The following is a 22,910-nucleotide window of genomic DNA, read 5'->3' as shown; positions in this document are numbered from 1 at the left end:
TGCATCATGCATGGTGTACGATGCACCAGGTGAACCGAGCGCTCATCACGTGGTCGGACGCGGGGGTGACAGGCCCGCAGCCCTCGCATCAGGTGGCGCGGCCCGCGAGTGATCGGGGGCCGGTGCTCCGGCTGCTCGACCAGAACGAGAGCCGCTACGACGCCGCTTGGGTGCTGACGATCCCGCAAGGCGAGGCGCCCGCCCGCTCGCTCTGCCGCTCGATCGAGGCGCGCGTGCGCAAGGTCGAGCTGTGCGTGATCGAAGCCGACGATCCGACCGACTACGGAAAACTCTTTCGCTTGCTCGGCCCGATCGTGGAGCGGGCGAAGGCAGAGCTCTTCGGCAAGGGCCTCGGCATCGACGTCCTGCTCTCGGCCGGCACGCCGCAGACGCAGACGCTCTGGGTGATCCTGGTGCAAGCGGGCCTCTTGCCCGCGCGGATGCTGCAGGTGATCCCGCCCGCGTTCGTGCCCGTGCCGCATCCGAAGGCGGTGCGGGAGGTGCGGCTCGACATCGAGGGGTTCCCCGAGATCCGCGCGATGCGCGACGAGATCGCCCGGCTGCGGGCAGCGGCGCAGAAGGGCGCCTCGTCGCTGCTCGGCGAGAGCGCGCCGATGGTGGAGCTCCGCGCGAAGATCGAGCGGGTCGGGGCGAGCGACGCGCCGGTGCTCGTGCTCGGGGAGACAGGCACGGGCAAGGAGCTCTGCGCGCGGGAGATTCACGCGCTCTCGCCGCGGAAGGACGGGCCGTTCGTCGCGGAGAACTGCTCGGTGTTCGCCGAGGGCGTCTTGTCGAGCGAGCTCTTCGGGCACGAGGCGGGCGCGTTCACGGGCGCGGGGAAGAGGCGCCGCGGCGTGTTCGAGCAGGCGCACGGCGGGACGCTCTTCCTCGACGAGATCGGCGAGATGCAGCCGCGGGTGCAGGCGGCGCTGCTGCGCGTGCTGCAGGAGGGCACGCTCCGGCGCGTGGGCGGCGAGGGGCGGGTCGAGGTCGACGTGCGGATCGTGGCCGCGACGCACCGGGATCTCGGGGCGATGGTGAAGGCGGGGGCGTTCCGGGAGGATCTTTATTATCGGCTGCGCGGGGCGACGCTGCCCATGCCGCCGCTCCGGGCGAGGCCGGGAGACGTGGAGCTGCTCGTGGAATCGTTCCTCGCGGAGATCCGGGCGAAGAAGGGCGGGCGGCGGCTCCGTGTGACGCGCGAGGCCATGCGGGCGCTCGCGAGCCATTCATGGCCCGGGAACGTGCGCGAGCTCCGGGCCGAGGTGATGCGGTGGGCCGTATTCTGCGACGACGTGGTGAACGTGTCGGATCTGGCCCCGGAGATCCGGAGCGGAGGTGGAAGCGGAAGCGGAAGCGGAGGCGGGAGCGGAGGCGGAAGCGGAAGCGGAACCGGCAGCGACATGCGGCCGCTCCGGGACGTGGTCGAGGCGGCCGAACGCGGTGCGCTCGCGGCTGCGCTCGCGGCGGAGGGCGGCAACCTGAGCCGCGCCGCGCGGGCCCTCGGGATCGACAGGAATACGCTGAAGCGGAAGATGCGCGCCTTCGGGATCGCCGGCGACGACCGCTAGCAGGCTCTCAGAATCGAGGGCCGTCGTGCGCCGAGGCCGCGTCGATGCATGAATTGAGGGCGTCCTCTTCGTCCTGGCACGCGTCGTTGTTGTCCTTCACGGTCGAGAAGTTGGCTTCCTTTTCGTCACACGTACCCCTCTCCTCGACGCAGACCGTGTAGGTCGTCCAGGCGTCGCCGCAGTCGTAGGCGTCGGCCACGGTTTCCCGCGTCGCGTACTGCTCGCAGGTCTTGACCTCGTCCTCATCGCTGCAGTGCTGGCACTCGCAGACGAGGTCGCAGACGACCTGCGCCCGGGAACACCCCGAGGAGGCTACGGCCAGGCCCAGAAGGAGGGCGGCATTCACGAGGATCGTTCGAATCATGCTCCTACCTCCTTCAGTTGCAGCGTGAATACGCGTTCCGCTCGGCTTCACAAGCATCCTGGTTTCCGATGGGGATGCCGTACGACTTCGCCTCGCATTCCCCATCGCTGTTGCATACGGCGCCCCCGTTGCAGTCGGCGGTCGTCGTGCACGTGTCCCCAGTGGGCTGGCTCGCGCACGTGAGCAAAGGCTCGGAGCACGCGACGAACGTGTCGAACTCATCGCCGCAGCCGATGCCATGCGCGGTGTCGCGTTGCCCATCATACGACGCGACGCAAGCATCGATGTCGGCCTCGTTGCCGCCGTAACACGCCTCCTGCGCCTCGCATATCCCCGCGATGTCGGGACCGCAGCCCGTCGCAAAGACCGCGACGAGGCCAAGCACCGCGAAAAGAAAATTCTTTTGTCGCATTCCTCGCTCCTCCCGCGAGTATAGACGTTTGGAGGGCAAAGCAACGCAATTTCCGTCGAGGCGGGCACAGTCCCAACGATGGAAACTCGAATGACCACCCCCCGCGCTGACGGTTCCATTGGTGATGCAATACCACCGGCCTGTGGGAAGAACTGCGCATCGCGCAGTTCTTCCCCAAAGGGTCCAGGGCTGGCCCTGCAAAGAGGGGGGCGGACAGCGCAAAAAACTCTCCCCGCATCGACTGCGCTTCGCGCAGTCGATGCCCAGAGGTCCAGGGCTGGCCCTGGTCCGGGTCGAGGGGCGGACAGCCCCCGCGGGGCCCGGGGCAGCGCCCCGGCGCGACGCCTCCTCGATGAGACCCGTGCTCAGCCGCTATCGCGAGCGCGGCACGCGGACGAGCTTGTCGAGCAATCGATCGAGCACCACGTCGGGCGCGTCGCAGAGGCCCACGTGCACGTCCGAGGTCTGGATCATCGTGCTGCGTGTGGCGACGAGCCATGAGAAACGCTCTTTCTGCGAGAGGAGGCCGATTGGGCCGGCGCCGGGGCCGCCTTCGCAGACGCGCGGGATGGCTGCGAGGTGGCGGCGCACGGCTTCGAGGTCCACGTCGGGCGCGAGCGCGAGGAGCCGCGATTCGTCGAGCTCGATCCGCGCAGCGAGCCAATCGTGCGTGGCGCAATGGAGAATGACACCCGCATTGATGAATTCGCCTCGTTCGACGCGCGGGACGACGCGCACGACGGCGTAGTCAAAGGAGCTCTTTGCGGGCACGCTCGGCCTCCGAGAGGATCAAGGGGAGCGCGGCGAGCCGCGCCGAGAGCCACGCGCCGTAGGCGGCGCGGTGGGCGTCGGGAGAGGCGAATCCCATGTCTTCCGCGAGGAATTCGTCGGGGATCGCCTGCGCGATCCGCGAGAACAACGCCTCGGACCACGCGGCCCGGAGGTGCGCCGCGGCCTCGGCGAGCGCGGTCGCCCAGGGCAAGAGGACGTGCTTTCGTACGAACGTGAACGGATCGCGGCTCTCGGTGAGCGGATCCGCGGGGCCCCAGCCGTGGTGGAAATACAGGGATGCGCCGTGATCGATGAGCCAGATCGCGCGGTGCCAGGACAAGAGGTTCGGGTTTTTCGGGGTGCGGTCGACGTTCGTCACGAACGAATCGAAGAGCACGAGGCGCGAGGCGAAGGCGGGATCCGGCGTCGGGCCTGCGACCGGGTCGAAGGTGACGCTGCCTGGCAGGTAATCGAGGGCGAGGTTCAGGCCCACGCTCGCGTCGAGCAGGTCGCTGATCTCGCGGTGCGGCTCGGCGCGGCCGAGCGCGGCGTCGAGCGTGATGAGTACGAGCTCGGGAACGGGGAGCCCCGCGGCGCGCGCGAGCTCGCCTGCCACGAGCTCGGCGATGAGCGCCTTCGACCCCTGGGCCGCGCCGCGGAGCTTGACGACGTAAAGCCCGTCGTCGTCAGCCTCCACGAGCGCGGGCACGGATCCTCCCTCGCGTAGCGGCGTGACGTACCGGGCAGCGTTGACGGTGCGTAGCATGCGGAGCGCAGTCTATATGCACAGGCGCGGCAAAGGGCAAGTCGGAGACGCGCCGTGACGCGGGAGGAGGTCCGTCGAGGAACTTCCTTCCATTGCTGAATATTTGTTTTGCATGGCCGTGGCGGCATGCGTTTTTTCGGCGTGGCGGCATGACAATGACGCAATCGCGTCGCTGCGGTGGCCCCAGGGGCATCGCGGCAACCCGGCAAGAAGCACCCCACCACCGCATCCCGCACCTCCTCCCACCTCCGCCTCCGATGCCGCGGATGCACGGCTTGCGCTGGGACAGCAGCACACCTTGGTACTTTCGAAACAAAATTTCTCTTGCAACAAAGTTGCAGTTAGTTTATCCACTGCGCCGCGGATGTTGGTCTCCAGGGGCACGAAAGAGGCTCCAGGCGGAGGCTCGTCGACATCCGTTACCGGGGATTTCGCCGCGGCGCTTTGCGCAGCGCGCGTGGTCTCCACCAAGCAAGGAGAAGCCATGAAGAACAGCTATCTTTGGGCAGGCGCCGTCGTGTCTTTCGCGCTGACTGGCTGCGTCCTGTCACCCGCGGAGGACGTGGGCACGGACGAGGGGGCAGCGGCCGAGGCCGTGCTCCGCATCGCCGACGCGAACGATATCGAGCATGCCTGCGAGCATGTGCAGAATCCAGCAGGCGGCGCCTACACCAACGTGAACGCCGTCGCCAGCGGCACGCCGCCGACGGTCTCGGAGCACGTTCCGTACAACATCACGCTGCCGGGCTCTGGCACGACATACACGGGCAAGGTCAGGTTCACGGCAGGCGCGACCGAGGAGCACGGGATCTACGTGGACCCGAGCACGACCATCGTCGTCAAGCAGGGCACCACCACCGTCACGGCCGCCTGGTCCACGACGCTGAACAGCACCAATTGTCCGGCGTCGCAGAACCCGAACGTACCGGACTACGGCACGAGCTCGGCGCTCTCGAAGGTCGTCACCTACAACTTCACGAGCGGGGTGACGTACACCGTCGAGTTCACGAACACGGCGAGCACCATGCTCGGCCTCTTCGAGGATCTCAGCGAGCAATGAGCCCAGAAGTCCGCCGCGCGCGCCCTCGTGCGTGCGGCGGCTTCGCCTTTCCTTCTTGCTTGTCCGGAGGAAATGAAATGCGTTCGGCACGATGGTACGCCCTGGCGCTCGGCGCCATGGGCTCGATCGCATTGTGGGCCTGCGCCGGCGAGGCCGGGAACGGGCCAGGGGATACGAATCCCAGCGATGGCGGCGTCGCAGGAGGACCGGGCGGCGACATGGGCGACGCCGGGACCGCCGGCGCGGGCGGAGCCGGCGGTGCGGGGGGCGGCGCGCTCCCGCCCGCGTCTCCGTCGCCCGCGCGGATCGCGGCCGGCGACGGGCATAGCTGCGCCGTCGGCGCCGCGGGGTCGCTCCGGTGCTGGGGATACAACGAGTTCGGCCAGCTCGGATACGGGACCGCGAGCACCCTCGGCGACGAGCCGGGCGAGATGCCGCCCGCGGATGTCCATCCCGGCGGGACCGTGGTCGAGGTGGTCACGGGAGGCGCACACACGTGCGCGCGGCTCGTCGATGGCAAGGTCCACTGCTGGGGCTACAACGAATACGGCCAGCTCGGTCGCGGCGACGTCTCGTCCGTGGGGGACGAACCCGGCGAGCTGCCGCCGGCCGACATCGAGCTGGGGGGCCCCGTCACGCAGCTCGTCGCGGGCGGCCTGCACACCTGCGCGCTCTTCGCGTCAGGCGCCGTGCGCTGCTGGGGCGGCAACGAGTACGGCCAGCTCGGCCAGGGACACACGCTCCCGATCGGTGACGAGCCGGGCGAGATGCCGCCGCCCGAGGTGCCGCTCGACGGACCCGCGGAGTACCTCTTCGCGGGATACACGCATACCTGCGCGCGCATGGCCTCGGGCGCGCTGCGCTGCTGGGGAAACAACGAGCATGGGCAGCTCGGGTATGGCTCGACAAACAGCCTTGGCGACGAGCCAGGCGAGATGCCGCCGGCGGACGTACCCGTGGGCGGGATCGTCGCGCGCGGGGCCGGAGGCGGAGAGCATACCTGCGCGATCCTGACGACGGGCGTGGTCCGCTGCTGGGGCGACAACGCGCGTTTTCAGCTCGGCGACCCGACGATCGAGAGCATCGGGGGCGCCCCCGGGCAGATGCCACCGCCGGATGTCACGCTCGGCGCGGGTACACCCGTCTCGGTCGAGGCGGGGGACCGGTTCACGTGCGCCCTCTTTTCGGAAGGCGTGGTGCGCTGCTGGGGACTCAACAGCGCGGGCCAGTGCGGCGCCGGCATCACCACGTTCGTCGGCGACATGCCGGGTGAGATCCCGCCGGCTGACGTCGCCGTAGGCGGCGTGTCTCCCGTGGTCGAGATGTCCGCAGGGTATTCGCACATCTGCGTGCGCCTCGACGCCGGCGCGATTCGCTGCTGGGGCAGCGGCGGCGCCGGGGCGCTGGGGCTGGGCTCCCTCAACGATGTCGGGAAGGGCGAGACGCCGGCGTCGCAGCCGGACGTGCCCGTGTTTTGACAGGAGGCGCCGATGATCCGCGGGAGAGCAAAACGGAGGATGTGGAGGATGCGATGGTTGCTCGTGCTCGGGTCGCTCTCCATGGCCCTCGGCTGCGGGAGCCCTTCGTCACTTCCGGGTTCGGGCGGGCAGGGCGGCGGCGACGCGCCCGATGCCTCCCCGGGGCAAAAACCCATGGTGGTGGCCTCGGTGCCGCCCCATGGGGCGACGAACGTTTATCCCTTCGAGCTCTACCGCGAGGGTGCGGCGACGCTGCGGCGCAAGCGCGTGCAAGTGACATTCAGCGAGGCGATGGATACGAGCGCCGGGGCCGTGCCCCTCGCCGGTCCGAAAGGAGCGGCACGCTCGATACCCGCGCAATGGTCCGCCGATGCGCGCACGCTCTTGCTGGAGATCGGTCCGCCCGATGCCATGGACGGCGGGTCGCTCCCCCTCGAATACGAGTCGTCGTACACGATCGACCTGCGCGCACTCTCGAGCGTCGCGGGTGTGCCCCTCGACGAAGCGCAGCCGGGCCTCACGGAGGGGCAGATCGGATTCACCACGGCGGCGCAGGACGGCTTGCTCGAGCACGCGTGTGGACACACGTTCGAGGATCCTTTCGCCTACGTGGTCGCCACCACGACCCCCGACAACGCGCCGGCCGTTGGGACGACACACAAGCGCTATACGCTCCAGTTGCCCGCGGTGGACATGGGCGCCGTCCACGCGGGCCACGTCTCCCAGAACATCCCGCTCGCGGGCTCCACCGACATGTTCACGTACACGCTCTTCCTGAGCGCCGACGTGTCCGCCCAGGTCACGGACGCCACGTCGGGCGAGAGCATTGCCGTCGCGTCCCTGGAGACCCCCCCGGTATGCGAGCTCATCCGGCACGCGCGCACGGCCGTGCTGACCGAGGGGCGCGAATACCTGCTGCGCTTCGAAACCTCGGATACCTCGACCTTCGATCTGATTTTCGAGCGGGACCTGGTCGTGCCGTGAGGCCACGCGGGCCCCGCTCTCCTCATCGATGAGGCCATTGCCATGAACGCCCCTGCCCAATGTCTCTCCGCAAAAGCGCCGCGCCGGCGTGCGCGCCATGCTCTCGGCGCGACCCTCGTTTCGTGCGCGCTCCTCGCGCCCCAGGTTTCCCGCGCGGACCTGCCTCCCGATTGCCAGGAGCTCGGCCCTGCCCTGGTGGGCCACTCGTGCTTCCATGCCGAGTTCGGTCCCTACGCGACCGTGCAGGCCACGGCCGGCACCACCGCGACGGCCGAGACGCCGGACGTCGACCCCGTGCACACGCTCTTCGAGGTGATCTTGCCAGCGCCGCTCGGCGAGAACACGATCACGTACCGCGTGGCCTCGAAAGACCGCGTCGGCGCCTGGGCCATCTTCTCGGATCCGTCCGTCCCCATCCGCGTCCTCGATTCCCAAGGCAACGAGCTCACGCCGCTTCTCGCGCAGGACATCGAACCCTGCGGTCCGCTCGAGCGAGCGCAGGTGTACCATTTCGAGGACGTGCGTTATCGGCTCGTGCTCGGGCCAGCGCCGGTGGACCGGGGGCCACTCGTCATCGAAAACGTGCAGGACTTCGTCACCTTCAACGGGCGCGACCTCGACGGCGACGGTCATGGGGATCCGAGCGATACGGTCGTCACCATGTGCGTCCCCCCGGCTGGGTACGTGAGCAACGACGGCGATTGCGACGACATGGATCCCGCGGTCCACCCCGGCGCGCTCGAGATATGCGACGGTTTCGACAGCAATTGCAATGGCGTGCCCGACGACGTCGGGTTGCCGTGCTCGGCCGGCGTGGGCCTCTGCAAGGCGAGCGGGAAACTCGCCTGCGGACCGAGCGGCGCGCCCGCCCTCTGCTCGGCCTCGGCGGGGTCTCCCTCCACGGAGACGTGCGATGGCCTCGACGAGGATTGTGATGGCGTTCCAGACGGGGACGAGGCCGGGCTCTGCAGCGAGCTCGCGGACACGCCGCGCTGCATCTCGGCGCAGGGCGCCCACCTCTGCGGCTGCGCGCGCGACGAGGACTGCGGCGACGCCACGAGCGGCCGCATCTGTGACCCTGGTCCGCGTCGGTGCGTGAACGGCTGCGTCGACCAGCCGGGCCGCAATGGCTGCCCGGTCGGGCTGGTCTGCTCCTCGTCGGATCCGGCCAGCCCCGGTGTGTGCCAGCCCGAGGGGGGAGGCTGCACGAGCGACGACCATTGCCAAGGCGATCAGATCTGCGATGTCGCGGAGGCGGAATGCGTGGACGCCGCGCTGGGCACCCGGGTGGACGCGGGATGTGGTTGCCGCGTGGGGGAGATGTCCCCCGCAGGCGCGCCCGACTGGCTGTTCGTCGGGATCGCGGCGCTGCTGCTCCGCATCCGGCGGCGCGGCGATCGCTCCCGGGGCCGGCGCCCGGCCGCGCTGCTCTCGGCCGCCCTCCTCCTCGGCGGGTGCGGCAGCCGGGTGGAGGTCGTGGGCGGCGGACGGGCTGGAGATGCCTGTGTCCCCCGGCTGGGGGAGCCGCTCCTCGAGCACGCGTGCAGCCACGTCATGTTCAGCGAATTGCAGGAAGTGGTGGCGGGGAAGGTCGCCGACACGGCGCCGCCTGACGTCGACGAGATTCACGCGGCTTTTCGCGTGGTGCTCCAACCGGAAGGCGATCGCCATGGCGGCGTGGTTTCGTATCGCCCGCCGCGTGACGGCGAGCACGCGCTTTTCCTGTCCCCCAAGGTCGCGGTGGGCGTCACGCGTGGCGAGGCAGCTCTCCCGTTGACCGTCACGCAGACCGAGGCGGGGGCCGCGTGCGAAGCGCTGGAGGCGGCCGTCGTCGTGGATCTCGCAGAGGACGAGATCCACGTGCTGCGCTTCGGACCGAGCGAGGCGGCGGACGTGGTCCTTTTCATCGAGCACCTCGGCACGTTCGCGGACGACGCGTGGGCGGAGCGTTGCTCTGCCGCAGATTGACGATCGGCAGCCGGCTCCGTCGCCGAACGGTTCGGCGCTCTAGTTCCGGTGCGCAGCGTCCTCCTCGAAGATGCGCTCGAGCTCCGCGCCGTACTGCTTCGCCGACTCGACGAGCGTCTTCTCGTCGTTGCGGTGGACGTACACCTTGCGGACCTGCGCCTCGTCGTATTCGGCGAATTTGCGCACGGTCTCTCGCGCGTCGTCCGAGGGGAGGCCGAGGTCTTCGAGCGTGATCCGGGCCGCCTCGAGGCTGCCGGCGAAGGTCTCGCGGACGAAGCTCGTGACGCCCGCTTCGAGCAGGGCGTAGGCGTGCTGCCGATTGCGCGCGCGCGCGACGATCCGGAGGTGCGGGAAATGCGCCTGCACGACGCGGAGCGTGCGCATCGACGCGTCGAGATCGTCGATCGCCAGCACGATGAGCTGCGCCCGCTCTGCGCCTGCCGCGCGGAGCAGGTCCACGCGGGAGGCGTCGCCGTAATAGATCTCGTTTCCGTAACGGCGGACGAAATCGACGTGCGTGGGGCTCGCGTCGAGCGCGGTGAACGCGATGCGCTTGAGCCGCAGGACGCGGCCGACGATCTGCCCGAAGCGGCCGAAGCCGGCGATGATCACGCTGCTGCCCTCGTCGCGGATCTCGTCGAAGGAGCGGCGATCCGCGGTGTCGAGGCGCTTCGTGATGCGGTCGCGGGCGAGGAACAGGAGCGGCGTCACGGCCATGGAGAGGGTCACGACGACGATGAGCAGCTCCGTCGTGTCGGGCTTCAAGACCGTCGCGCCGCGGGCCACGCCGAAGATGACGAACGCGAACTCGCCGCCCTGCGAGATGGCCACGCCGAGGCTCGCGGACGAGCGCCGGCTGAGCTTCGCGGCGCGGCCGAGCCCGTAGAGGACGGCCATCTTCACCACGACGAGCCCGAGGACGAGCCCGATCACGAGCAGCGGGCGATCCTTGATGAGGCGCAGGTTCGCCGACATGCCGACGGCCATGAAGAACAGGCCGAGGAGCAGGCCCTTGAAGGGCTCGATGTCGGCTTCGAGCTCGTGCCGGTACTCCGAATCGGCGAGGAGCACGCCGGCGATGAACGCGCCGAGCGCCATCGAGAGCCCGACGCTCGCCATGATGAGCGCCGTGCCGAGGACGACGAGGAGCGCGGTGGCCGTGGAGAGCTCGTGGCTCTGGGCCTCGGCGATGAACCGGAACGCCGGGCGCAGGAGGTAACGGCCGCACACGACGAGCGCCGCGATCACGGCGACGATGACGAGGCCGTGCACGAGCGGGCTCCCGGACGAAGCCTTCGGCGCGGGCCCGAGCAGCGGGACGAGCGCGAGGACGGGGATGGCCGCGACGTCCTGGAAGAGCAGGACGCCGAACGCAGCGCGTCCGTGCGGCGCGCCGAGCTCATTTTTCTCGCCGAGGATCTGCGTGGCGAAGGCCGTCGAGGACATGGAGACGCCCACGCCTGCGACGACCGCCGCGGGCAAGGGCGCGCCGAGCGCCGCGCCGAGGAGCGTGATCACCGCTGTCGTGACCGCGACCTGGGCGCCTCCGTAGCCGAACACGGTGCCTCGCATGTTCCAGAGGCGGCTCGGCTGGAGCTCGAGGCCGATCAGGAAGAGGAGGAAGACGACGCCGAGCTCGGCGATATGAAGGATCTGGTCGACGTCGCGGATGAGGCGGAGGCCCGACGGGCCGATCAGCGCGCCGGCCGCGAGGTAACCGAGCACGGTGCCGAGGCCGATGCGCTTGAAGAGCGTGGCGACGACGGCGGCCGCGGCGAGGACGATGGCGGATTGGGTCAGCATCGAGGAGGAATCGAGGAGGAATCGAGGAGGGGAGGCGAGCGTGAGTGAAAAACCCGGCAAAGACCATCAGGGAAGCGCCGCGATCCCGAGGATCGCTTGCGAGACGTCCGCCCATTTCGTCGACGACGGTTCGATCATGTCGAAATGATCTCCGCCCTCGATCGCCTTCAGCGTGATGTCCTTCTCGCCGGCTGCCTTCGCGGCGTCGAGGTAATGGGAGCTCATCGCGAAGGGGACGATGTCGTCGGCCGCGCCGTGGACGAGGATCTGACGCACGCCAATCGGCAAGAGCGCCCGCGGCGAGGCCTCGGCGTACCGCGTGGGGACCTCGGTCGGGCTGCCCCCGAGGAGCTTTGCCGCGGCGGTGCCGCAGGCGCCAAGGTCGAGGGCTTCGGCGAGATCCAGGATGCCCGCGAGGGAGACGGCGCCGGTGATGGGGAGGGGATTCGCGCCGCGGAGGGGATTGTCAGCGGCGAGCCTCGGGCGCGCGGCGACCCAGACAGCGAGGTGCGCGCCCGCGGAATGGCCCACGGCGAACACCCTCGTCGTATCGAGGTGGTGCGTCGGGGCGAGGTCGCGGAGCGTATCCACGGCGAGGCCCACGTCGGTGAGCGTGGCCGGATACCCGCCGCCGGTATCGCCGACCCGGCGGTATTCGACGTTCCAGGTGGCGAAGCCAGCTTGCGTGAGGGATTCGCTCATGCCGTCCATGAGGTTCTTGCCATAGAGGTCGATCCAGCAGCCGCCGTGGAGGATCACCATCACGGGGTGCGGGCCTTCGCCTTGCGGGACGCGAAGATCCCCGATCTGCACCGGATCGGGGCCGTACGAGACGCGCACGGGCCCGCCCGGCGAGCCGTCGGCCCCGGACGAGGACGAGGACGCGGACGCGGGCTCGGCGGGTCTGCTCGGCTCGGGGCCGGCGCAGCCGACGAGCAGGACGAGGGAAACGAGGCAGGGGCGCAGCGAGCGCATGACGTCTCTTGTATCAGAACGAGCAGGGGACGCGCAGCCTAGGGCAGGGGACAGAGGGTCGTTTCCTCGTCGGGGCGCGCGTCCCGGACCACATTTCCCGCGGCGTCGAGGATCCGCAGCGGCCCCTCGGGGCCCCGCTCCGCGATTCGACGATTTTCGGCGTCGTAAAACAAGGCGCGTTGCCCGCGGATCTCTTTCAGGTTGCCATTCGTGCAATAGAAAAACTCTTTCGCCCCGAGGCCCTGCTCGTCGAAGACCAGCGCCGAGCGGACGGGGCCTTTGCCGTCGACGCGGCGCACCCATCGCCCGACGCCCCGGCCGCGCTCGTACCGGCTGGAGAGCTCGATCCACCGGTCGCCGTCGCGCTCCCACGTGACCGCCGGGCCGTCGAGGTGCAGGTGATCGATGCGGAAGCTGTCGCAATGGGCGGGGTCCTTGCAGATCCGGAACGCGCCGTTCGCCCAGCCGCCCTCGTATTGCCCGGACCAGCGCAAGGCCCCCGTCGCCGCGTCCTTCACCGTCCAATCCCCGACCATGCCCCCGCTCTTGCAGGTGCCCGAGACCCGGTCGCCGCCGGCGAGGCGTTCGCAATGGCCGTCGGACACGCGGTCGCAAAGGTTTTCCTGGCCGATCACGCGCGCAGGCGAGGACGTGGTGTCCACCTGGGGCGGCGAAGGCGCCACGGCCGCGCATTCACCAGGAAAAACCCGGGTGAGGGGGCCGAGGAGCGTGCGCCCCTCGAAAAGGAGGACGGAGGCGATCGCGGCGGCCGCGAGGAGACGCAAGGCGAGGCGGAGGCGGCGATCCTTCATCGGTTCAAGGCATCCCGGCAGAGTCGGTCGACACGCCCGAGCAGGGTGGGGAGACGATGCGGGCCGTGCATCGACCGAACCCACGCCGCCGCCTCATCCGGCGTCGCGCCCGCGGCCGTGACGTGGAGCGGCTTTTCACTCGTGCCGCGCTTGACCAGGGCCGCGGGCGCGTCGCCGTGGAACGCCGTCTTCGCCACGCCGACGACCACGACCCGCCCGCCGAGCGCCTCGAAGAGCCGCGCCCCAAGCCCCGGTCGCCCGTCCGCCGAGAGCCACACGTAGCCGTCCACGACGACGACCTCGGGCAGCGGGTCGACCGTTCGCAGCAAGTCGAGGAGCGGAGGCAACTCGCGCCGGTAAAACGCGCCAGGCTCGTAGGGGGCGACGTCCGAGGCGCGGGCGGTCAACTCGCGCACGGCAACCGCATCGTCCCAGCGATGGAAGAGCAGGCCGGCGGCGACGGCGAACGTGTCGTCGGGCGCGTAGGCGACGTCGACGCAGGCGAGCATGCGGCGAAGGGTAGCGGGTTTTTGTGGAAGCGTCGCGCCGGGGCGCTGCCCCGGGCCCCGCGGGGGCTATCCGCCCCTCGACCCGGACCAGGGCCAGCCCTGGACCTCAGGGGGAAGAACTGCGCTCCGCGCAGTTCTTCCCACAGGCCGTCGCTGGTACCACGTCGCCCGTTGAACCGTCCGCGCGGCTGTCTTGGTTGGCAGGGTCGGCTGCGGTCTTGACCTGGCCCGTTCGATGAACTGCGCATCGCGCAGTTCATCGACCCCGAGTCCAGCGCTTGCGCTGGTCCAGGTCCAGGAGCGGACAGCTCCTGGTGGGGCCTGGGGCAAAGCCCCAGCGAAACGCCTTCTGGATGCTGGCAAATCGCCGCACGAAAGGGGGTTCGAGCTCTCGGACCCGCGCAAATTGTGTCCTGACCCTCCGGCGCGTCGTTCGGACGTCTCCGAACGATGCACAGGACGTGGGACGGAGCCCTTTGAGAACGTCCGAACGATGCACAGGAAGCCCGGCGGGTCGTTCGGATGTGCCCGAAGGCGCGCGCGGTGCCCGGCGCGGGCCTTCGGGCACGTCCGAACGTCAGGGAGGTCGTCCTGCGCGCAGGTTGGAGCTGTCAGAACGCTTGTTCTCGGGCTCCTTTGCATCGTTCGAGCATGCTGGAATGCCGGATCCGGTGCTCGGGGTGGAGTTTGCCTGCCGCGGAGGCGATTTTCCGACGTCCAGCCCTCGTCGCCGGGTCGCGACCTCTTGACCTGGCCCGTTCGATGAACTGCGCATCGCGCAGTTCATCGACCCCGAGTCCAGCGCTTGCGCTGGTCCAGGTCCAGGAGCGGACAGCTCCTGGTGGGGCCTGGGGCAAAGCCCCAGCGAAGCGCTTCCAGATGAAACTTACGTTGTGGTTCCGCTCCGAGCTTGGCATCATCACGCGATGGGGGACCTACCGCCTGGGCCGCGCACCAGCATCACGAGCCTCGTCCGCTACATGCGGGATCCGATCGGTTGCATGCAGCCGCTCGCGGAGAAGTACGGCGAGACGTTCACGTTCCCGGGCAAGCCGCCGCTCGTCATGACTGGCGATCCTGCGGGCATCAAGGCCATCTACACGGCCGATCCGGACACGTTCGAGCCCCTCAATCAGGACCTCGGCGTCTTCGTCGGCCCTCGCTCGCTCATCCTCGCGAGCGGAACCAACCACAAGCGGGCTCGCAAGCTCATGATGCCCCCGTTCCACGGCGCACGCATGCGCGCCTACGGCGAGCAGATGGTGCGGCTCGCCGAGGAGCGCGCTGCGGGCTTCCAGAACGGACAAACCGTCACGATGTCCGAGATCCTGCAGGAGCTCTCCCTCGACGTCATCCTGCAGGTCGTCTTTGGGGTCACCGAGCGCGCTGGCATGCAGTCGCTGGCCAGGCTCCTGCTCGAAATCACGAATGGCATCTCGCCGCTGCTCGCGCTCTTCCCCGCGCTGCGCCGCGAATTCGGGGGCGTCGGCCCCTATGCTCGGTTCCTGGAGCGCCGCCGCCGCTTGCACGCCGCGCTCGACGAGCTCATCGAAAAAGGCCGCGCCACGGGGCCGCGCGAGGACATCCTGAGCCTCTTGCTCGCGGCCCGTACCGAGGACGGGCAGCCGATGGACGACGACGAGATCCGCGATCAGCTCATTCTCCTCGTCTTCGCCGGGCACGAGACGACCGCGATCGCCATTGCCTGGGCTCTTTATGCTTTGCACCGGCCCGAGAACGCCGCCGCGCTCGGGCGCCTGCGCGACGAGCTCGCGTCCCTCGGGCCCGATCCCGAGCCGGAGAAGCTCGGAAAACTGCCGTACCTCGAGGCTGTGTGCAACGAGACGCTCCGACGTTTTCCGCTCGCGCCCGCGCCCGCCCCGCGCAAGCTCCTCAAATCCCTCGATCTGGCGGGGTACAGCGTCCCGGCGGGCACGGGCGTGGTCGCGGCGATCTCGGTCGCCCATTTCCGCGAGGACGTCTACCCGGAGGCGATGCGGTTTTTGCCCGAGCGTTTCCTCGACCGTCAGTATTCGCCGTTCGAGTTTTTGCCGTACGGCGGCGGCGCGCGGCGTTGCCTCGGCGCGGCCATGGCGGGTTATGAGATGAAGCTCGTGCTCGGCACGTGGCTCCGGCGTCATCGATTGCGGCTCGCGTCGCTGAAGCCCGATAAGGGCGCCGTGCGCGCGGCCAATGCAGGGCCGGCGAACGGCGTCGAGATGATCGTCGAGGGTCCGCTCGGCTGAGCGGTTGGTCGGCTCAGAACGGATCGAACGCGTCGTAATGGCGGACGCGGGCGATCTTTCCCTCCCGCACATCGAAGAAAAAGGCGCACTGGGCGCGCATCGTCGCGCCCTTCGCGAGCGAGCCGATCGGGACGGCGAGCACGCCCGTCCACTCGATTTCGAGCGCGGCCTGCGCCGTATCGCCGAGGGCGCGCGTCACCCGATATCGCTGCTCTGCGAAGATCGCCTTTCCCCGCTCGGCCCCCGCTCGCATCGCCGCGAGGTCCCGCCGCGCGCCCGAGGCGAACACCCGGTTCGGTAGCTCCTCCTCCTGCACGTCCTCGGTCACGAGCCCCCCGACGTCGCCGCCGGCCTGCACCCTCTCCACGAACGCGAGGGCGAGCTCGACGGCGGGTGAAACGTTCTGCGCTTCGTTCATGCGCACGACGTAGGGAGGCCGCCCGCGGCCATCAACCGCGGGGCCTCCGCGCCGCTCATTCTTTCGGCGCTTTCGGCGCCGGCGGGGCCTCGGGCCTTCGCGGGGGACGCGTCTTGCGCGGCAACTTTCGTTCTTCCGGCGCGAGGTTCGCGTCACGGACGCGCTGCATCAGCGTGCGGAAGACACGCTCGAGGCCCGCCTCGATCTCCGGCTTCTCGCCGCAGAGCGTGAGCGCCGCCGCGACGGACTCGAGCGTCGAGACGTACTCGCGCCGGGGCTCGGCGCGCAGCCGGCCGTAGATCGAGGGCTTCGTCGGCCGCAGGTTCATGCGGTTCAGCTTGTTCAACCAGGGATTGCGCCACCAGAGCGTCTTCGCCTTCGACCAGGTCCCGTCGATCACGATGATGCCTTCGAGCTCGTGGGGATCGAGGGGCGCGCCGCGCCGCGTGGTGACGTCGCTCTGCGCTTCGCTGTCGGGGAAGAGGACTGCCCACTTGCGCGGGTCGATGTCCTCCTCGCCGAGCGCGTGCCCCAGGTTGCGCCAGCTCAAGCCGACGACGAGCTCGGCTCGCGGCAAGCTCGCGATCAGGATTTGCGCCGAGCCGAGCAGGGCGTCCTGCTCCTGCGGATGCTGGAGGATGAGCACGCGGCGGTCCGTCGGGTACGAGACGATGCGGTCGCACACGCAGGCGACGGTCGGGCGGCGGCAGGTATCACAGGCAGGGAGCACGGCGTCACGTTACCACGCCGAGGGCGAGGGGACCGCGTTCAACGCGCCGCGGCCTCGCACACGGTCACCTCGGGGACGAACACCGAGAGCACCTCCCCGCAGCGGCAGGGCAAGTAGACGCTCCCGACGAACGCGCTCAGGTTGCGCCGGGACTCGAGCTCCTCGCCGTCGGGCAGGTGCACGACGAGCGCGCGCTTGCGGAAGGTGATCCCGAGCCCGTCGGCCTCGTGCTTGCCGGTGAAGGAGCCGTGGTCGAAGGCGCCGAGCAGCGTGAAGAGCCCGTCCTCGCGCAGCTTTTTTCGCGTGGGCGAGCGAAAGCCGCGCGAGACCTGGAGGACCGGATCGAGCTGCGGCACGTCGCCTTCGAGGGGGAGCCTTTCGAGGCGGGTGAGCTCTCGATCGCCGAACCAGTGAATGCCCCGCCGCCCGTAGAGCTGGAAGAAATAGGGGATGTCGCCGCGGGCGAGCTGCTCCTTCTCGGCGTCGAGCAGCGGCGGCCAGAGCGATTCGGGGCGGGCACGCACGTACTCCTCGGTCCCCCGCAGGCACACGCGGATGGGCATGTCCCCGAGCTCCGGGAGGCCCGCGAACACGTCGGCGATCGCGCGCGCGTGCCGCTCGAGGAAGACGAGCGTGCCGAGGTAGGCGCTCGCCATGGCGACCAGATCGGCCGGGTCGACAGGTTTGCCGAGATAGGGCAGGGCGCGACGAACCCCGGCGGCGTGGCGACAAACCGCGGCGTACTCGGGATCGGCGTCCGGCAAGAGCTTCGTCTCGGTCGGGAGCGACAGGTCGGCGAGGATCATCTCGACGTCGAGCGGCGAAAACACCACGCGGCCGCGCCCGTCGACGCCGAGCACGAGGTTTTCCCAGTGCAGATCGGCGACGCCGAGGAAGCTCCACAGCGCGAGCGATCGGCCCAAGATCCGCGCGAGCTCGCGCTTCTCGGCGGCGCTCGAAGGCGCGGGCAGCGGTGAGAGCGAAATGGCCTCCACCTCGCTGCCGTCCCGCGCTCGTGGGGAGGAGAACGTCAGGTCGGGGAGAAAGCCGAACGCGTCCGCGCCGAGCCCGTCACGCTCGGCGGCCTCGGTGAGCAAGCGCCGGAGCGGGCTCTCCGCCGCGAGCAGGAGCCACTCCCAGAAGACCGTGCGGGGCTTGACGATGCGGCCGTCGCGCCGCGTGACGCGGCGCCCGAAGTTGTGGGCGTCGCCGAGGTGGGTGCGTACGTCGGGCATCGGGCGGCCATTTGACACGGAAGTACTCGGGCCGCACGGCGCCGGGCGCGAGCTTTCGCCCTGCGTCAGGGGCTTGACTTCCAGAATCCGGCTGCGTAATTGGACGGCCGCCCAATTCCGGGGAGAGCCCGGTGCAGTCGTCGGGAGGTTTCATGTACGTCGTCAGGACTCTCATGCTGGTAAGCGCGCTCGGCCTCACGGGGTGCGTCTCTTTGTTGGGGCAGCTCGCCGGGGGATCCGGGAGCGAATCGAAGGAAGGGTCGAGCGAGAAGGCGGACGCGCCCGCCGCGCCGGGCAGCAGCGACTACGTCGATCCCGGCGCCTGGGAAGGCCCGCTCCATCAGAAATACGCGGGCCAGGTCGTGTTCTCGTCGAAGCCCGTGCCCAAGGACGGCGCCGACGACAGCAGCGTGTACACCGAGTACACGCTCGGCGATCCGCTCTACGCGCGCTTCTGGTCGAAGGAGTCGCCCCACAACCTCATGCCGAAGTGCGACGACCGGCAGCGCCACATCCTTCGCATCGACGTGAACGGCGAGCACGCCGGCAAGGCGCCGTCGTACATCCCCTCCTTCGACCTCATCCAGTTCAACGATAACAAGACGCGGTCGATGGCCAGCCTCACCGGCGATCTCGAGGTGCCGTTCACGAAAGCGTCGACCGTGACGTTCACGAAGGCGGACGCGGACACCCGCGCCCTGCGCGAGTTCAACGCCATCGTGGTCCCCAAGCTCAAGGAGGGCGACAACACGGTGCGCGTGATCGTCAGCCTGGATTGCGGCGCCTCCAGTGATTCCGACCCGCTGGTCGCCGAAGGGACGCTCAAGGTGAAGGTCAATCCCGGCGCCAAGCAGGAGTATCTCACGAAGTACGGCGCCCAGCTCGCCCCGTCGCCGCACCCGGAGAACGCCCAGCTCGCGCCGCAGATCACGAAGCTCGTCGACGATCTGCCCGACTGGGACAACGAGATCGTGCTCGGCTCGCGCGTGATTTCGGCGCAATGGGAGCCGATCCGGAACCAGATCACGGGCGTGCTCACGCACTACAGGCTCGATGCCGCGGTCGTCGTGCGGCTGAAGAAGGAAAAGGACGAGAACGCGTGCCGCGTCTTCAACATCGGAGTCCAGCGTGACGCGGCCGGCGGATCGATCCGCTGGGGCGGCGTTGGCTCCAATATGCCGTTCCCCTGCCTGAACGCCCCCAAGTGATCCCGCGGGCAAACCCCTCCCGCGGGTTTGCGTCAAAGGGCGGAAGAACGAGCGTCGCGGCCGAGGCCGAGGATGGACGCGACGCTCTCGACGAGGTGATCCTCGACGGCCGCGAGGGTCTCGTGCTCGGGCGCCGCGGTCGTGCCAGCAATCGCGGCGAGCTCGTCGAGCGGCGTGAGGCTATACCGAACGACGAGGTAGATGCTGCTCTGCACGGGCATGCGCAGCGCGCGGGGGGGTTTGCCGGTGAGCGCCGCGAGCACGAGCGAGCTCTGCTCCAGAAACGGGAGCAGGGAGCCGGACCACGTCTCCTCGTCGACGTGGCCTTTCTCCAGGAACGAGCGCTGAATCAGCATCACGGCGTCCCGGTGCTCGCGCGCGAAGCGAAAGCCCGTACGCACGGCGCCATGGACGAGCGCCTCCGGCGTGGCCGGGCGCTCGGCGAGGGCTGCGGTGAGCGCATCGCCGAGCGAGCCGAGCTCGCGGAGCATGCGGTGCACGACGGCGCGGTAGAGCTGCTCTTTCCCGCCGAAGTAATGGCTGACGAGGCTCTGGCTCAGCCCCGCCCGGGCCGCGATGTCGCGGAGGCTCGTGCCATTGATGCCATGGACCGCGAAGAGCCGCCCGGCCGCCTGGAGGATTCGCTGCTTGGTGGTCTCGGGATCAGCCTTGACGGGACGGGCCACGGGGAGAAGGCATCGGGGTACGGGCGCGCGCCGTCAAGTGCTCCCTGCGAAACGGAGTGAAATTCCGGGGCCGGCCGCCTTGCATCCCCGCCGCCCCTGCGTCTTCATGAGGACGTGCAACCCTTCACGACCCTCCCGAGCCACCTCCTCGAATGGCTCCTCGATCTGCCGCCCGCCGAGACGCGCGACATCGTCGTGGAGCAGGATCTGCAGATACCGATGCGCGACGGCGCGGTCCTCCTCGCGGATCTCCATGCTCCGCAGGGCGCCGGCAAGCGCCCGCTCATCCTGCTCCGCTCCCCGTACGGGCGCCGCAATCCTTTCATGTCGCTGCTCAGCCGCCCGTTCGCCGAGCGCGGCTTCTCGGTCCTCATCCAGAGCTGCCGCGGCACCTTCGGCTCCGGCGGCAAGCTCGATCCCTTCCGCAACGAGCGGGACGACGGCCTCGCGACGCTCGCATGGCTCGAGAAACAACCCTGGTTCTCGGGCGATCTCGCCACCTTCGGCCCGAGCTACCTCGGCTTTGTGCAGTGGGCGATCGCCCGCGACGCCGGGCCCATGCTGAAGGCGATGTCCCCCCAGGTCACGCTCTCCGATTTCCGCAGCTTCAAGTACCCCGGCGAGACCTTCTCACTGGACAGCATGCTCCGCTGGTCGCACCTCATGCATGGCCAGGAAAAACCATTCTTTGAGCAGATCCTCGCCCGACGCGCCGATCGCCGCGCACTCGAAAGAGCCTTCGCGCACCTCCCGCTCGCCGAGGTGGATCAGGTGCTCCTCGGTCAGCGGGTCGGCTACTTCCAGGAGTGGCTCGAGCACAACGCCCCGGGCGACCCGTGGTGGGAAGAGGTGAATTACAGCGGCACCGTGGCCGAGGTGACGGCGCCCGCGCTGTTCACCGCCGGCTATTACGATATCTTCCTGCCCTGGCAGCTCAAAGATTATGCCGCGCTCGTCGCGGCGGGCCGGAAACCGTACCTCACCATCGGCCCCTGGTCCCATGCCTCGCTCCCCTCCTTCACGACGAGCCTGCGCGAGTCGATCGCCTGGTTTCGCGCGCACATGCTCGGCGATCGCAGCCTCCTGCGCGAGGCGCCCGTGCGCATTTACGTGATGGGCGCGAACGAATGGCGCGAGTATCCGAGCTGGCCCCCGCCCGGCGTCCGCACCGAGCGCCATTACCTCCAGCCGAACGGCGGCCTCTCCCCCGTGCGCCCCGCCGCCTCGCCGCCCGACCATTACCGCTACGATCCCGCCGATCCCACCCCGTCCGTGGGCGGACCGCTCCTCAGCGAGGGCAGCGGACCCACGGACAACCGGGCCCTCGAAGCGCGGCGCGACGTCTTGACCTACACGACCTTGCCACTCGAACGCAGCGTCGAGGTGATCGGCCCCGTGTCCGCCGAGCTCTTCGTGCATTCGAGCTTGCCGCACACCGATTTCTTCGTCCGCCTCTGCGACGTCGATCCTTCCGGCCGATCCATCAACATCTGCGACGGCATCCTGCGCCTCGCCCCGGGCCGCCCCGCGCCGAGGCCCGACGGCACGTTGGCCATCACCATCGAGCTCTGGCCCACGGCGCACCGCTTCCGCCGCAATCATCGCATTCGCGTGCAGGTCTCGAGCGGCGCGCATCCGCGCTTCGCCAGAAACCCCGGCAGCGGCGAGCCGCTCGCCACAGCCACGCGGCTCATCGCCGCGGACCAGACGGTTCACCACGATCCCGCGCGCCCCTCGGCGATCGTGCTCTCGGTGCTCGGCTGACGCAGCCGCCGCTCAATCACTCCCGGCAGCGGCGGTCGCCAGCTCGTCCGGGACGAGCGGGAGCGAGGAGCTATAAAACTGCTTCGCCCACTGGCGGAACCGCATGATGCCCCAATCCGATTTCGACACGGCGGGGCGCGTCAGATAAACCTTGTTCTCCCACACCCGGATGTCTTCCTCCACCGTCGTATCGAACGTCAGCGCATAGCCGCGCAGGAAGAGCCCGGTCAAGGGGCGGAGCGGCGCCGCGCGGACGCGGTGGAGCATGTCGAGGCGAATGGTGCGCTCGTCGATCGGCGTCGTGTTCGCGAGCGTCTGCACGCGCGTGCTCCTGCCGAACGGCAAATCGACGGTCGCCCGGATCCACCCGATCCCGAGCCCCGTGCGGCGAACCTCGACGTGGGTCCTCATGTCCTCGGGGAGTTTTACGAACGACGGCAGGCCCATCCACGCAATCGAGGGCTTGATCTTGATGTTCCAGGTGAAGACGGGCCCTTCCACGAGCCCAAGCGCGAGATCGGGGATGTCGTCCGTAATGGTGTGCATCGCCGGGGAATGACAAACGTCCGCGTCATTCTCGCTGATGTCCTGGATCGTCGCGTCGAGCGTCCACGTCGTCCGCTTCCACGGCGACCATCCCGCCTCGTCGATGCCCGGCAAAGGCGGCACCTCGTACTCCGGCGCCGCCCCGCGCTCATGATACCACACGAGCACCATGCCAGAGACCTCGCGGACATGGAACGCCCGGAGCTTCGCCGCTTTGGGAATGCGATCGCCAGAGGGAATCTGCACGCACGCGCCCGACTCGCCATCGAATTTCCAGCCGTGGAAGGGGCAACGAATGCAACCTCCCTCGACCTTCCCGCCGTGACCGAGGTGCGCGCCGAGGTGCGGGCAATGCGCCTCCTTGACATGCGCCTTGCCATCCTCGGCGCGGAAAAGCACGAGCTCGTGCCCGCAAACCTTGAGCGGCACGACGGCGCCCACCGGCAAGAGGTGCGAGTACGAGGCCAGATACCAACCATTCGGGAAGGGCGTCAGAGAGCTACGTTGCTGGGCAAGCATGGTGTACGTCTCGTCGGTCCGGGCCGTGTGGGGAGGGATGCGTTCGACCAGACTGTACACGATCGAAGGAGGGAAGGATAGTCAT

The 22,910-nt window shown here is 69.1% G+C and carries 21 protein-coding genes; 8 read left to right on the top strand and 13 right to left on the bottom strand.

Annotated elements, in window-relative coordinates; translation table 11 throughout:
• Positions 1-29: 29 nt before the first annotated feature.
• The gene (locus QHF85_RS25815) at positions 30-1,571 is read left to right on the top strand and encodes a sigma-54 dependent transcriptional regulator (protein WP_281329975.1); all 1,542 of its coding nucleotides are present in this window, start codon (positions 30-32) and stop codon (positions 1,569-1,571) included.
• Between the two features lie 7 nt (positions 1,572-1,578).
• Here QHF85_RS25815 and QHF85_RS25810 read toward each other — a convergent pair whose 3' ends face one another.
• The 4 genes from QHF85_RS25810 to QHF85_RS25795 all read right to left on the bottom strand — a co-directional run bounded on the left by QHF85_RS25810 (position 1,579) and on the right by QHF85_RS25795 (position 3,884).
• Entirely contained in the window at positions 1,579-1,935 is a 357-nt protein-coding gene (locus tag QHF85_RS25810; protein WP_281329974.1) for a hypothetical protein, read from the bottom strand.
• Positions 1,936-1,948: 13 nt separating this feature from the next.
• Complete coding sequence (locus QHF85_RS25805; RefSeq protein ID WP_281329973.1) at positions 1,949-2,347, bottom strand: hypothetical protein; 399 nt, start codon at positions 2,345-2,347, stop codon at positions 1,949-1,951.
• A 372-nt stretch (positions 2,348-2,719) separates the two neighbouring features.
• Positions 2,720-3,118, bottom strand: a complete 399-nt coding sequence (locus QHF85_RS25800; protein ID WP_281329972.1) for a DUF3037 domain-containing protein — start codon at positions 3,116-3,118, stop codon at positions 2,720-2,722.
• Entirely contained in the window at positions 3,096-3,884 is a 789-nt protein-coding gene (locus QHF85_RS25795) for a HipA family kinase (RefSeq protein WP_281329971.1), read from the bottom strand. The genes QHF85_RS25800 and QHF85_RS25795 overlap by 23 nt, the downstream gene beginning before the upstream one ends.
• A gap of 484 nt (positions 3,885-4,368) precedes the next feature.
• On the opposite strand from QHF85_RS25795, the gene QHF85_RS25790 reads away from it, so the two are divergent.
• The 4 genes from QHF85_RS25790 (at position 4,369) to QHF85_RS25775 (ending at position 9,374) form a co-directional block, all read left to right on the top strand.
• Positions 4,369-4,944 (top strand): hypothetical protein, encoded by a 576-nt coding sequence (locus tag QHF85_RS25790; RefSeq protein ID WP_281329970.1) that lies wholly within the window; start codon positions 4,369-4,371, stop codon positions 4,942-4,944.
• A 77-nt stretch (positions 4,945-5,021) separates the two neighbouring features.
• Complete coding sequence (locus tag QHF85_RS25785) at positions 5,022-6,422, top strand: RCC1 domain-containing protein (protein ID WP_281329969.1); 1,401 nt, start codon at positions 5,022-5,024, stop codon at positions 6,420-6,422.
• A gap of 48 nt (positions 6,423-6,470) precedes the next feature.
• The gene (locus tag QHF85_RS25780; RefSeq protein WP_281329968.1) at positions 6,471-7,406 is read left to right on the top strand and encodes an Ig-like domain-containing protein; all 936 of its coding nucleotides are present in this window, start codon (positions 6,471-6,473) and stop codon (positions 7,404-7,406) included.
• Between the two features lie 42 nt (positions 7,407-7,448).
• Complete coding sequence (locus tag QHF85_RS25775; protein ID WP_281329967.1) at positions 7,449-9,374, top strand: putative metal-binding motif-containing protein; 1,926 nt, start codon at positions 7,449-7,451, stop codon at positions 9,372-9,374.
• Between the two features lie 39 nt (positions 9,375-9,413).
• Here QHF85_RS25775 and QHF85_RS25770 read toward each other — a convergent pair whose 3' ends face one another.
• The 4 genes from QHF85_RS25770 to QHF85_RS25755 all read right to left on the bottom strand — a co-directional run bounded on the left by QHF85_RS25770 (position 9,414) and on the right by QHF85_RS25755 (position 13,473).
• Positions 9,414-11,177, bottom strand: coding sequence for a monovalent cation:proton antiporter-2 (CPA2) family protein (locus QHF85_RS25770; protein ID WP_281329966.1), 1,764 nt, complete (start codon positions 11,175-11,177; stop codon positions 9,414-9,416).
• Between the two features lie 66 nt (positions 11,178-11,243).
• On the bottom strand, positions 11,244-12,152 hold the full coding sequence (locus tag QHF85_RS25765; RefSeq protein WP_281329965.1) for an alpha/beta hydrolase: 909 nt from the start codon (positions 12,150-12,152) through the stop codon (positions 11,244-11,246).
• Between the two features lie 38 nt (positions 12,153-12,190).
• On the bottom strand, positions 12,191-12,964 hold the full coding sequence (locus QHF85_RS25760) for a hypothetical protein (protein WP_281329964.1): 774 nt from the start codon (positions 12,962-12,964) through the stop codon (positions 12,191-12,193).
• A complete protein-coding gene (locus QHF85_RS25755) occupies positions 12,961-13,473 on the bottom strand; it encodes an endonuclease V (RefSeq protein WP_281329963.1) in 513 nt (170 codons plus the stop codon). The genes QHF85_RS25760 and QHF85_RS25755 overlap by 4 nt, the downstream gene beginning before the upstream one ends.
• A 926-nt stretch (positions 13,474-14,399) precedes the next feature.
• Between QHF85_RS25755 and QHF85_RS25750 the strand changes: the two genes are divergently transcribed.
• Positions 14,400-15,719 (top strand): cytochrome P450, encoded by a 1,320-nt coding sequence (locus QHF85_RS25750; protein ID WP_281329962.1) that lies wholly within the window; start codon positions 14,400-14,402, stop codon positions 15,717-15,719.
• 13 nt (positions 15,720-15,732) lie between these two features.
• Here QHF85_RS25750 and QHF85_RS25745 read toward each other — a convergent pair whose 3' ends face one another.
• Genes QHF85_RS25745 through QHF85_RS25735 form a run of 3 tightly spaced genes read right to left on the bottom strand, consistent with a single transcriptional unit; the run spans position 15,733 to position 18,102 of the window.
• Positions 15,733-16,137 carry a nuclear transport factor 2 family protein gene (locus tag QHF85_RS25745; RefSeq protein ID WP_281329961.1) on the bottom strand — a complete coding sequence of 135 codons (405 nt, stop codon included), beginning with the start codon at positions 16,135-16,137 and terminating at the stop codon, positions 15,733-15,735.
• A gap of 55 nt (positions 16,138-16,192) precedes the next feature.
• A complete protein-coding gene (locus QHF85_RS25740; RefSeq protein WP_281329960.1) occupies positions 16,193-16,867 on the bottom strand; it encodes a tRNA-uridine aminocarboxypropyltransferase in 675 nt (224 codons plus the stop codon).
• Positions 16,868-16,905: 38 nt separating this feature from the next.
• Entirely contained in the window at positions 16,906-18,102 is a 1,197-nt protein-coding gene (locus QHF85_RS25735; RefSeq protein ID WP_281329959.1) for a hypothetical protein, read from the bottom strand.
• A gap of 173 nt (positions 18,103-18,275) precedes the next feature.
• On the opposite strand from QHF85_RS25735, the gene QHF85_RS25730 reads away from it, so the two are divergent.
• A complete protein-coding gene (locus tag QHF85_RS25730) occupies positions 18,276-19,310 on the top strand; it encodes a hypothetical protein (protein ID WP_281329958.1) in 1,035 nt (344 codons plus the stop codon).
• Between the two features lie 32 nt (positions 19,311-19,342).
• On the opposite strand, the gene QHF85_RS25725 is transcribed toward QHF85_RS25730, so the two are convergent.
• Positions 19,343-19,996, bottom strand: a complete 654-nt coding sequence (locus QHF85_RS25725) for a TetR/AcrR family transcriptional regulator (RefSeq protein WP_281329957.1) — start codon at positions 19,994-19,996, stop codon at positions 19,343-19,345.
• Positions 19,997-20,110: 114 nt separating this feature from the next.
• On the opposite strand from QHF85_RS25725, the gene QHF85_RS25720 reads away from it, so the two are divergent.
• Entirely contained in the window at positions 20,111-21,760 is a 1,650-nt protein-coding gene (locus QHF85_RS25720) for a CocE/NonD family hydrolase (RefSeq protein ID WP_281329956.1), read from the top strand.
• A 12-nt stretch (positions 21,761-21,772) separates the two neighbouring features.
• Here the strand turns inward: QHF85_RS25720 and QHF85_RS25715 are convergent, their stop codons facing one another.
• Positions 21,773-22,825, bottom strand: a complete 1,053-nt coding sequence (locus QHF85_RS25715) for a Rieske 2Fe-2S domain-containing protein (RefSeq protein ID WP_281329955.1) — start codon at positions 22,823-22,825, stop codon at positions 21,773-21,775.
• Positions 22,826-22,910: the final 85 nt, after the last annotated feature.

Source organism: Polyangium sp. 6x1 (genome assembly GCF_029946515.1).
GTDB lineage: Bacteria > Myxococcota_A > Polyangia > Polyangiales > Polyangiaceae > Polyangium.
The sequence above is the reverse complement of the archived record's forward strand: the minus strand, read 5'-3'. Positions and strand labels throughout refer to the sequence as shown.